At 29.8% G+C, this 11,810-nt stretch carries 9 protein-coding genes; 4 read left to right on the plus strand and 5 right to left on the minus strand.

Annotated elements, in window-relative coordinates; all coding sequences use genetic code 11:
- Nucleotides 1-99: 99 nt before the first annotated feature.
- From BUA77_RS03645 to BUA77_RS03660, 4 genes are all read left to right on the plus strand, one after another.
- Nucleotides 100-612 carry an NADH-quinone oxidoreductase subunit NuoE family protein gene (locus BUA77_RS03645; RefSeq protein ID WP_072887409.1) on the plus strand — a complete coding sequence of 171 codons (513 nt, stop codon included), beginning with the start codon at nucleotides 100-102 and terminating at the stop codon, nucleotides 610-612.
- 12 nt (nucleotides 613-624) lie between these two features.
- Complete coding sequence (locus BUA77_RS03650; protein WP_330389990.1) at nucleotides 625-2,511, plus strand: NADH-ubiquinone oxidoreductase-F iron-sulfur binding region domain-containing protein; 1,887 nt, start codon at nucleotides 625-627, stop codon at nucleotides 2,509-2,511.
- 15 nt (nucleotides 2,512-2,526) lie between these two features.
- A complete protein-coding gene (locus tag BUA77_RS03655; protein WP_072887411.1) occupies nucleotides 2,527-4,365 on the plus strand; it encodes an NADH-dependent [FeFe] hydrogenase, group A6 in 1,839 nt (612 codons plus the stop codon).
- Nucleotides 4,366-4,540: 175 nt separating this feature from the next.
- Nucleotides 4,541-5,773 carry an EAL and HDOD domain-containing protein gene (locus tag BUA77_RS03660; RefSeq protein ID WP_072887413.1) on the plus strand — a complete coding sequence of 411 codons (1,233 nt, stop codon included), beginning with the start codon at nucleotides 4,541-4,543 and terminating at the stop codon, nucleotides 5,771-5,773.
- A 69-nt stretch (nucleotides 5,774-5,842) separates the two neighbouring features.
- Here BUA77_RS03660 and dnaJ read toward each other — a convergent pair whose 3' ends face one another.
- The 5 genes from dnaJ to hemW all read right to left on the minus strand — a co-directional run bounded on the left by dnaJ (nucleotide 5,843) and on the right by hemW (nucleotide 11,769).
- Nucleotides 5,843-6,988, minus strand: coding sequence for a molecular chaperone DnaJ (gene dnaJ / locus BUA77_RS03665; RefSeq protein ID WP_072887415.1), 1,146 nt, complete (start codon nucleotides 6,986-6,988; stop codon nucleotides 5,843-5,845).
- Between the two features lie 59 nt (nucleotides 6,989-7,047).
- Nucleotides 7,048-8,892 (minus strand): molecular chaperone DnaK, encoded by a 1,845-nt coding sequence (gene dnaK / locus BUA77_RS03670; RefSeq protein ID WP_072887417.1) that lies wholly within the window; start codon nucleotides 8,890-8,892, stop codon nucleotides 7,048-7,050.
- A 51-nt stretch (nucleotides 8,893-8,943) separates the two neighbouring features.
- Nucleotides 8,944-9,483, minus strand: coding sequence for a nucleotide exchange factor GrpE (gene grpE / locus BUA77_RS03675; protein ID WP_334292345.1), 540 nt, complete (start codon nucleotides 9,481-9,483; stop codon nucleotides 8,944-8,946).
- A 22-nt stretch (nucleotides 9,484-9,505) separates the two neighbouring features.
- On the minus strand, nucleotides 9,506-10,540 hold the full coding sequence (gene hrcA / locus BUA77_RS03680) for a heat-inducible transcriptional repressor HrcA (RefSeq protein ID WP_072887419.1): 1,035 nt from the start codon (nucleotides 10,538-10,540) through the stop codon (nucleotides 9,506-9,508).
- A 92-nt stretch (nucleotides 10,541-10,632) separates the two neighbouring features.
- Nucleotides 10,633-11,769: a radical SAM family heme chaperone HemW gene (gene hemW / locus BUA77_RS03685; RefSeq protein WP_084605466.1), complete on the minus strand. Its 1,137-nt coding sequence runs from the start codon at nucleotides 11,767-11,769 to the stop codon at nucleotides 10,633-10,635.
- Nucleotides 11,770-11,810 lie beyond the last annotated feature (41 nt).

Below are 11,810 nucleotides of genomic sequence, written 5' to 3' on the forward strand. Positions count from 1 at the left end.
TCTAACTTTTTTCATTTTTTCTATTAATGAATAATGCTATATACATTGGTAAATAATACATATTGAATTGTAGAATAATACAAAAGGCAGGTGAAATACATGGAAATCACAATCGAAAAGCATGAAAAAGATAATTTTAAAAAACTAAATGAAATTATTGAAAAATATAAAGAAGAAGAAGGTATGCTTATTCGTATTTTACAAAAGTCTCAAGAAATATTTGGATATCTTCCAGAAAAAGTACAAACATACATTTCTCAAAAACTTAATATACCAGTTTCAACCATAAATGGTGTTGTAAGTTTTTATTCTCTATTTTCAGAAGAACCTCAAGGGAAATATACTATAGGGGTCTGTCTTGGAACTGCTTGTTATGTTAAAGGAGCTCAAGATGTTTTAGAAGCTATTAAAGAAGAACTTCAAATAGATGTAGGAGAAACCAGTATGGATAAACTATTTACACTAAAAGCTACAAGGTGTATTGGAGCCTGTGGTCTTGCTCCTGTTATCACAATAAATGAGGAGGTTCACGGCAGAGTATCTCCAGCAGATGTTCCATCAATTCTTTATAAATATATTAAAACTCATAAAGAAACGCAAGTCATTAAATAGGAGGTGAATATATTGTTAAAATCTATTGAAGATTTAAAAAATCTTAAAGATGAATCTTTAAAGTCTATATCTTTACGTCTTAAAAATTCAAATGTTGAAAAAGAAATTGATAAATATCATATTTTAGTTTGTACTGGAACTGGATGTACTTCTTCTAAAAGTAATCTAGTTCGTGAAAAATTAGAAAATGAAATAATTAAAAGAAATTTGCAAGATAAAGTTAAAGTATTTAAAACTGGATGCTTTGGTTTTTGTAAATTAGGACCAATATTAGTTGTCCATCCAGATAGAACTTTTTATGTTAAAGTAGATCCTGATGATGTAGATGACATACTTGATAGTCATATTTCTAAGGGAAAAATAGTTGAAAAACTTTTATATCACTCTCCTCAAAATGATGAGGTACAAAAGACTATAGATGAAATTGATTTTTTCAACCATCAAATGAGAATTGCTCTTAGAAATTGTGGAGTTATTAATCCTGAAGATATAAAAGAATATATAGCCATGGATGGATATATGGCTCTTGGTGATATTTTAAGCAAGAAAACTTCTCCTAAAGAAATTATAGAAGAAATAAAAAAATCAGGCCTCCGCGGTCGTGGAGGAGGAGGTTTCCCTACCGGACTAAAATGGGAATACGCTGAATCTTATAAAAATGATAAAAAATTTGTATTATGTAATGCAGATGAAGGTGATCCTGGAGCTTTTATGGATCGTTCCATCCTCGAGGGAGATCCACATTCAGTTATAGAAGCCATGATAATTGCAGGATATTGTATCGGAGCACATAAAGGATATGTTTATGTAAGAGCTGAATATCCTATAGCAGTCGAAAGACTTGAAATTGCTATAGACCAAGCTAAAAATTTAGGTATTCTTGGCAAAAATATATTAGGATCATCTTTTGATTTTGATCTAGATATAAGACTTGGTGCAGGGGCTTTTGTATGCGGAGAGGAAACTGCTCTAATTCAATCTGTTATGGGTCTTAGAGGTGAACCAAGACCAAGACCTCCTTTCCCTGCAGAAGTTGGTCTTTGGGAAAAACCAACTCTAAATAACAATGTAGAAACATATGCAAACATTCCAATAATACTCAGAAAAGGTTCTAATTGGTACTCAGGTATTGGAACAGAAGATAGTAAAGGTACTAAAGTTTTTGCTCTAGCAGGTCAAATAAATAATACAGGCCTTATAGAGGTTCCTATGGGAACTACACTTAAAACAATAATTTATGATATAGGTGGTGGAATTCACGATAATAAAAAATTCAAATCAGTTCAAACTGGAGGTCCATCAGGAGGATGTATTCCAGCAGAGTTATTAGATGCAAAAATTGACTTTAAATCTCTAACTGACATAGGTTCAATGATGGGTTCTGGTGGGCTCATTGTAATGGATGAAACAGATTGTATGGTAGATATTGCAAGATTTTATTTAGAATTTGCTCAAGACGAATCATGTGGTAAATGCGTTCCTTGTAGAGTAGGTACAAAACGACTTCTCGAAATACTAGATAAAATAAGTAAGGGTAAAGGTGAAATACAAGATTTAAAAATACTTGAAGACCTTTCTTATGATATTAAAGATTCTGCTTTATGTGGCCTTGGACAAACAGCCCCTAATCCTATTTTAAGTACATTAAAATATTTTAAAGATGAGTTTATAGCTCATATTAAGGATAAACACTGTCCTGCTGGTGTTTGTAATGATTTATTAAAAGTTATAATATCAGATGAAAAATGTGTTGCTTGTGGAATTTGTGCCAAAGTTTGTCCTGTAAATGCTATTACAGGAGAAAACAGAAAACCACCTTTTACTATTCATCAAGATGTTTGCATTAAATGTGGAGCATGTATTCCAAAATGTCCTGTAGATGCAATATATAAAAGATAAAGGTAGGTGAAAAAAGTGGAAAACATTACTGAAAATAAAGAACAAAAGATAAAAAATGAAACTGTAAATATAAATATAGACGGGATAGATTATAAAGTTCCTAAAGGAATTTCAGTTCTAGAAGCTGCTCGAATGTTAAATATTGAAATTCCAAGTTTATGCTATTTAAAAGATATTAACGAAATTGGTGCTTGTAGAGTTTGTGTTGTTGAAGTTGAAGGTTCTCGTAATCTTCAGGCATCTTGTGTATATCCAGTAAGAGATGGAATAAAAATTAAAACTAATACAGAAAGAGTAAGACGAGCTAGGAAATCTGCTGTAACTTTATTACTATCAAATCATCATAGAGAATGTCTAACTTGTATTAGAAATTTAAATTGTGAGCTTCAGAATTTAGCCGACAATTTAGGAGTTAGAAATATACCTTATACTGGAGAAATGAATGATTACGGATTTAACGATAATAATCCAGCAATACAAAGAGATTACAATAAATGTATAAACTGCCGTCGATGTATGGCAATTTGTGATAAAATTCAAGAATGTAATGTATACTCACCTTTAAATAGGGGGCTAAACACAATAGTTGCACCTGCGTTTAAAAAAGATTTAGCAGACGTTACTTGTATTATGTGTGGCCAATGTATACTCGCGTGTCCTACGGCATCTTTAAGCGAAAAAGAACATATTAGTGAAGTTTGGAAAGCAATATCTGATCCTGATAAAGTTGTAGTCGCTCAAACTGCTCCTTCTATTCAAGTTACTATTGGAGAAATTTTTGGAATGCCTACAGGTTCATTTGTTGCTGGAAAATTAGTATCATCTCTTAGACGAATAGGTTTTGATAAGGTATTTGCTACAGATGTTACAGCAGATTTAACTATTATGGAAGAAGGTAGTGAATTAGTTGAAAGATTGTTACATGAACCAGAAAAGCTACCTCTTCTTTCCTCTTGCTGCCCTGGTTGGGTAAAATTTGCAGAACATTTTTATCCAGAGTTTTTACCACATTTGTCATCTACAAAATCTCCTCACGAAATGTGTGGAGCTTTAACTAAGACTTGGTATGCTAAAAAATATGGAATAGACCCAAGTAAAATAGTAAATGTTGCTATAATGCCTTGTACTGCTAAGAAATATGAAGCAGCAAGACCTGAAATGACTTCTGATGGATTTAGAAATGTTGATTATGTTTTAACTACAAGAGAATTAGGTCGTATGATAAGGGAATCAGGGCTTGATTTTCCAAATTTACCTGATGATAACTACGATGAACCTTTTGATCAGTATAGTGGAGCAGGTATGATTTTCGGAGCTACAGGTGGGGTTTTAGAAGCAGCTGTTCGCAGTGCTCATAAGTTAATAACAGGTGAAGAAATGCTAGTTCCTGATTATGAAGATGCTAGAGGTCAAAGTGGACTTAAATATGGAACTGTTAAATTAGGTGACAAAAATATTACAGTAGCAATTGCTCACGGAACAGGAAATGCTAAAAAAGCTTTAGATATGTTTAAAAGTGGTGAGAAAAAATTTGATTATATGGAAGTTATGGCATGTCCTGGGGGATGTGTTGGTGGTGGAGGTCAACCTATTTTAGGTACTAGAGATCATAAGTATATATCTTTAGATTATCGTCATAATCGTGCAGATACACTGTACAACATTGATAAAGGTAAAAATATAAGACGTTCACATGAAAATCCAAGAATTCATCAAATTTACGAAGAATTTTTAGATAGTCCTCTATCAAAAGTAGCTAAAAAATATCTTCATACAACTTTTACACCAAGAGGAAAATATGCTTATCTAAATAAAGAGACTCCCCATGAAGAATTTAACAAAAAAGATAAATAAGCTGTTGGCAAAATGCCAACAGCTTATTTATTTTTCTCATTAATTATATAATAAAATAAAAAATCTTTATATTCGCTAGAAAAAGCTATTTTTCTCTTTTTTCTAATTTTTTCCGACAATAATCTTTTGTTTTGTGGTATAAATATAATAGACACTTTTAATTAGGAGGATTTTTATGGAGGTATTTGTTGCTAGACAGCCAATTTTTAATAGATATAAAGAGGTTGTAGCATACGAACTTTTATATAGAGATGGAAGCAAAAATTTCTTTGACAATAGTATAAGTTCTAGCAAGGCTACTTCAATTTTACTTATAAATAGTTATTTTTCAATAGGAATAGAAAACTTAATAGGAGGCAATAAAGCTTTTATAAACTTTGACAAAAAACTTATCGAAACGGATATTCCATTAATTTTTAATAATAATACTATAGTTATAGAACTATTAGAAGATATAGTCCCTGATAAAAATTTCGTTGAAAAAATAAAAAAACTAAAATCAAAAGGTTATACAATAGCTTTAGATGATTTTGTATATGATTATCCTTATAATGAATTGGTAGAGCTTTGTGATATTGTAAAAGTTGATTTTCTCAGTAATTCTAAAGAAGATATTGTAAATATAATAAAAAAATGGAAAAAAGACAATAAGAAATTTATTGCCGAAAAAGTTGAAACTGATGAAATCTTTAAATGGGCAAAAAACATTGGATTTGATTATTTTCAAGGATATTTTTTCAGTAAGCCAAAAATAGTTAAAGGAAAATGCATGAAAATAAACAATATTCATTATATACACATACTAAAAGAACTAAATAAAAAAGATGCATCTTATAATAAAATCACAAAAATAATAGAAAATAATGTAAATATAACTTATAAGCTTTTAAAACTTGTTAACTCAAAATTTACATTTGTAAATGAAATTTACTCTGTAAAACATGCCCTTACAATATTAGGATTAAAAGAAATAGAAAGATGGATATCTTTAATAATGATACAAGATCTTTCAAACAATAGTCCTGACGAAATTTTCAAACTCTCGATTTTCAGATCTAAATTCGGAGAATTGCTTGCTAAAAATTCTATTTACAAAAATAGAAAATATGAAATAATGCTTATGGGTCTTTTATCTGTTATTGACAACTTGTTAGAAGAACCTATGGAAAAAATATTGAAAACACTTCCCCTAGGAATTGATATTAAAAAAGCTATGTTAAAAAAAGAAAGTATCTTTTCTGATATCTATAATTTAATAATTGAATATGAAAAGGGTTCTTGGTCTGAAATTTTGAATTATACAAAAAAACTAAATATAAATATAAACAAACTTCCAAATATTTATTTTAAATCAATAAAATGGAGTGATGAATTATTTGAATATATAAAAAATGCAAAGCATGATTAATGTTCAAATAATAAAAGCATCTTCAGTTAATATAACTAAAGATGCTTTTATTATTTAATCTAATTCTTTCTATTTAAATAAATCCTTCATTTTATCAAAAAAATTTTTACGCTGTTCATGAATTTCTTCTCCACTTTCCTTGGCAAAATTTCTTAAAATCTCTTTTTGTTTATCGGAAAGCTTTCTAGGAACCTCTACTATAACTTTCACATACTGATCTCCTCTAGAGTTTGAACGAAGTCTTGGAATTCCTTTTTCTTTTAATCTAAATACAGTTCCACTTTGAGTTCCTTCTGGTATCTTATATTTAACCTTTCCATCTAGTGTAGGAACTTCAACTTCATCTCCAAGAGAAGCTTGAACAAATGTTATAGGCATTTCACAGTATACATCATATCCTTCTCTTTTAAATAATTTATGAGGAGCTACATCTATAACAACATATAAATCTCCTCTTGGACCTCCTCTTAATCCTAACTCTCCTTCTCCAGAAAGTCTTATTGCAGACCCATCATCTACTCCCGCTGGTATTTTTATGCTTATTTGTTTTGTTTTTTTAACTTCTCCTTTTCCATTACATTTGCTACATGGAGATTCAACTATACTACCTTGGCCATGGCAAGTATGACAAGTTCTAACATTCATAATAGTTCCAAAAGGTGTTCTTTGTGCCTGTCTAATTTCACCACTTCCGTTACAAGTTGGACAAGTTTTCTTTGATGTTCCAGGCTTTGCACCCGAGCCATTACACACATCACACTTTTCACTTCTATTTACCTTAATTTCCTTTTCAACTCCAAAAGCAGCTTCTTCAAAGGAAATAGTCATTCTATATCTTATATCTGCTCCTACTTCTGGACCATTTCTTCTTTTAGTTCTTCCTCCAAAAGCTCCACCAAATATATCCCCAAATACATCTCCAAATATGTCTTCAAATCCACCAAAACCAGATCCTCCAAAGTCAAATCCTCCTTGACCTGAAAAACCACCATTCACTCCTGCATGACCAAACTGGTCATAATTAGCTCTTTTTTGTGAGTCCGATAAAACCTCATAAGCCTCATTTGCTTCTTTAAATTTTTCTTCTGCTTCTTTATCACCCGGATTTCTATCTGGATGATACTTCATAGCAAGTTTTCTATATGCTTTTTTAATTTCTTGATCTGTTGCATTTTTATTCACACCAAGAACTTCATAATAATCCCTTTTACTCACCTTATCACCACCATTATCACAATAATAGCTTGTGGCTATTTTGCCACAAGCTAATTATATTACTTATCATCATCAACTACTTCATAATCTGCATCAACTACATTTTCACCTTTAGCATTTTCATTATTTCCTGCATTTTTCTCAGCTCCTTGCTGTGCTTGTGCCGCTTGTTGATACATTTCCTGAGAAATTTTATGGAATTTATTCATCAATTCTTCAGTTGCTTTTTTGATTTCCTCTGAAGTTGCGCCTTCTTTATCTTTTACTTCTTTTAGGTTCTTAAGAGCACTTTCTATCGCTTCTTTATCAGAAGAATTAACTTTATCTCCTAACTCATTTAATGTCTTTTCTGTTTGATATATAGTAGATTCAGCATTATTAATAGCTTCTATTTTTTCTTTTCTTTCTTTATCTTGTTGAGCATGCATTTCAGCTTCTTTAACTTTCTTTTCTATTTCTTCCTCTGAAAGATTTGTACTAGATGTAATAGTTATTTTTTGTTCTTTACCAGTTCCAAGATCCTTTGCTGAAACATGAACTATACCATTTGCATCTATATCAAACGTAACTTCTATTTGAGGCACTCCTCTTGGAGCAGGAGGTATATCAGTTAATTGGAATCTTCCAAGCGTAGTATTATCCGCTGCCATGGATCTTTCTCCTTGAAGAACATGAATATCAACAGCTGTTTGATTATCTGCAGCAGTAGAGAATACTTGAGATTTCTTAGTTGGTATAGTAGTATTTCTTTCTATTATTTTAGTAAATACTCCTCCTAAAGTTTCAATTCCAAGAGATAATGGAGTAACATCTAAAAGTAATAAATCTTTAACTTCTCCTGCTAATACTCCACCTTGAATTGCGGCACCAACTGCAACACATTCATCTGGGTTTATACCTTTATGAGCTTCTTTTCCTAAGAATTTCTTTATAGCTTCTTGTACAGCTGGAATACGAGTTGAACCACCAACTAATAAAATTCTATCAACATCAGATGGATTAAGACCTGCATCAGATAATGCCTTTCTAGTTGGCTCCATAGTTTTTTCAACTAAATGAGCTGAAAGTTCTTCGAATTTAGCTCTAGAAATATCCATATTTAAATGTTTTGGACCAGTTGCAGTTGCAGTGATAAATGGTAAATTTATGTTTGTAGTCATAACACTTGAAAGCTCTTTTTTAGCCTTTTCTGCAGCTTCTTTTAGTCTTTGAAGACTCATTTTATCTTCTCTTAAGTCAACACCTTCTTGTTTTTTAAATTCTTCAGCTATATAATTTATTATTACTTCATCAAAGTCATCTCCACCTAAATGATTATTTCCACTTGTAGCTAAAACTTCAAAAGCCCCATCTCCTATTTCAAGGATAGATACGTCAAAAGTACCTCCACCTAAGTCAAATACTAATATTTTTTGATCTTGATCAACTTTATCAAGTCCATAAGCAAGTGCTGCTGCAGTAGGCTCATTTATAATTCTTTTTACTTCAATACCTGCAATTCTTCCTGCATCTTTTGTTGCTTGTCTTTGAGCATCAGTAAAATAAGCCGGAACTGTTATAACAGCTTCTTTAACAGGTTCTCCTAAATAACTTTCAGCATCAGCTTTTAATTTTTGAAGTATCATAGCTGAAATTTCTTGTGGAGTATAATCTTTGCCATCTATATTAACTTTGTAATCTGTTCCCATATGTCTTTTTATAGATATTATAGTTTTGTCAGGATTTGTAACAGCCTGTCTTTTTGCCGGTTCTCCTACTATTCTTTCTCCATCCTTACCAAAAGCTACAACAGATGGAGTAGTTCTTAACCCCTCAGCATTAGCAATAACTACCGGTTCTCCTCCTTCAAGTACTGAAACGCATGAGTTAGTAGTTCCTAAATCAATACCAATTATTTTACTCATATGTATATCCTCCTTTTTTATTTTATTTCTATATATTTTTAATAATTATATTTATTTTGATACTTTAACCATTGCTGGTCTTATTACCTTACTAGAAAGCTTATATCCCTTTTGAAAAACTTCTATTACTTTATTTGAATCTATACCTTCTACTTCTTCCTGAGCTACAGCATAGTGATAATTTGGATCAAAATCACTATCTTCAGCCTTAATTTCTTCAACTCCAAACTTATTTAAAGTATCTACTAACTGTTTTAAAACAAGCTCTACACCTTTATAAATTCCACTTTCTTTTTCTTCTTCTAAAGAGGACTGAAGAGCCCTCTCCATATTATCTATTACAGGAAGAAGTTCTAATACAATTTTTTCATTAGCAAATGTACTTATATCACTTTTTTCTTTTTCTACTCTTCTTCTATAATTATTGAAATCTGCTTGAAGTCTTTGAAGAGAATCCTTAAGGTTATCTATTTCTTTTTCCCTAGAATCTACAATCTCCTCTTCATTTTTCTCTTGTTCTTCTTCATTTTCTTTTATTTCTTCCTCAATAACTTCTTCATTCATTACTTCTTTTTCTTCCAAAGTTTTCACCCCTTATTTACCAATTATATGTTTATAGTTTCTTTTTAATTGAGTTTTTCAAAGTATTTCCCATATAATTTATAACTGAATATATTTTAGAATAATCCATTCTAGTAGGCCCAATTATACCAATTTTTCCTATTACTATACCATCTATATCACAAGTAGCTGTTATTACACTACAATCCTTTATACTTTCACAATAGTTATCACTACCTATTACTATATTCACATCTTCTTTTTTTATTCCTTTAGTATTTAAAACATTTGCAACAATTTTCTTTTCTTCTAACATATTAAAAAAAGCCTTAGCTTTTACTATATCATTAAATTCTGGAAAATTAAATATATTAGTAGCACCATTTAATAAAACTTCTAAATCATCTATTTCAATTAAATTAGACACTATACTTTCAAAAACATTATCAAGTATATTGCTATAATTTATCATTTGTGACTTTATATATTTTATAAAGCTTTCATCTAAATCATCAATTACTTTACCAATTAGTTTATCATTTAATACTTTAGAAATTACATCTATTTTATCTTCTTTTAGCCCTAATGCATTGCTTATTATAGTATTTTTAACTACCCCACTATCTGTAATTACTACTAATAAAATACTATTAGGATTAATATATACTAACTGCAAATGCTTTATTTTACTTTCCCTTATTTTAGGCGTTAAAGCTACTGAAGTGCAATTCGTAAGCTTTGAAAGGAGCTTTAAAGTCTCTTCAAGTAAATCTTTTACTTCTCCTATATTTTTAACTACAGACTTCTTTATTACATCTTTTTCTGCTTCATCTAATTGCCCTTCCTCCATCAAACTATTTACATATAGCTTATATCCTTTTTCAGATGGTATCCTACCAGCAGAGGTATGAGGCTGTATTAAATATCCCATTTCTTCTAAATCAGACATTTCATTTCTTATCGTAGCTGCACTAACTCCTAGATTATATTTTTTAGATATAGTTCTAGAACCTATAGCTTCTGCATTAACAATATAATCTTTTATTATAGCCTCGAGTATTTTTATTTTTCTTTCACTTAAATTCATAAAAATCACCTCTTTGCTGTTAGCACTCATTGTGTTTGAGTGCTAAAATCCTTCTGTATTTAAAATATCACTATTAGTTTTCTTTGTCAAGATTAGTCTTTTAAAAATTCTACAAATACCTTATTGCTAATATCTATTCCCTTATCTGTTAAATAAAGTCTATCTTTAGTAAAATTTATTAAACCTTCATTCTTTAATTTTTCTATTACATCTTTATATTCTTTCATAAAATCTATTTTAAAATATTCTTCAAACTCTTTAAAGTATATTCCTTCCTTCATTCTAAGTCCCATAAATATCTTTTCTTCTAATTTATCTTTTTTTTCTAGCTTTTGACTGCATTCTATAGGTAAGTCATCATTATTTAATCTTTTAAAGTATTTCTCTAATGAACAATAATTTGAATATCTAACTCCTTCTATATAAGAATGGGCCCCAGGTCCTAAACCTAAATACTCTTTACACTTCCAATATAATATATTGTGTTTACATTCATATCCTGATTTTGAAAAATTAGATATTTCATATTGATTATATCCTTTATTTTTTAAATAATCCTTTGTATAATGATACATTCTTAATTCTATTTCTTCATCTAAAATATTTAATTCTCCTTTTTTATGCATGTTCCCAAATACTGTTTCATCTTCTATTATTAATGAATATGCTGATATGTGAGTTGGATTTAAATTAACTACTTTTTCAAGTGTTTCTTTCCAATCATTAAAGCTTTGATTAGGAAGTGAAAACATAAGATCAACATTTATATTTTTAAACCCTATATCTTTCGCATCATTAAAATTTTTTTCAAATTCTTCATATGAATGTATCCTTCCTAAAAAATCTAAATGCTCTTGTTGACTTGCTTGAAGTCCAACACTTAACCTATTTACACCTAAATCATATAAAGTTTTCAACTTTTCTTTTGTTAGTGTACCAGGATTTGCTTCTATTGTAATTTCTGCATCTTTTTTTATATTAAAACCACTATATATATTTTCAAATATACTTTTAAGTTCACTTTCACTTAATACTGTAGGAGTCCCCCCTCCTATAAAAAACGTAGAAAAATAATTTTCTTTTAATTTTTTAGAATAAATATTAATCTCCTTTATTAAACTCTCAATATAATTTTCCTTATCTTCTTTAGTAAACTTAAAAGAATTAAAATCACAATAATTACACTTTTTTATACAAAAAGGTACATGTATATAAAGTCCTCTTTCCAATATAATTCCTCCTAAAAAGTCAAAGTCCTAATACTATTTTA

This window comes from Tepidibacter formicigenes DSM 15518 (assembly GCF_900142235.1).
GTDB lineage: Bacteria > Bacillota > Clostridia > Peptostreptococcales > Peptostreptococcaceae > Tepidibacter > Tepidibacter formicigenes.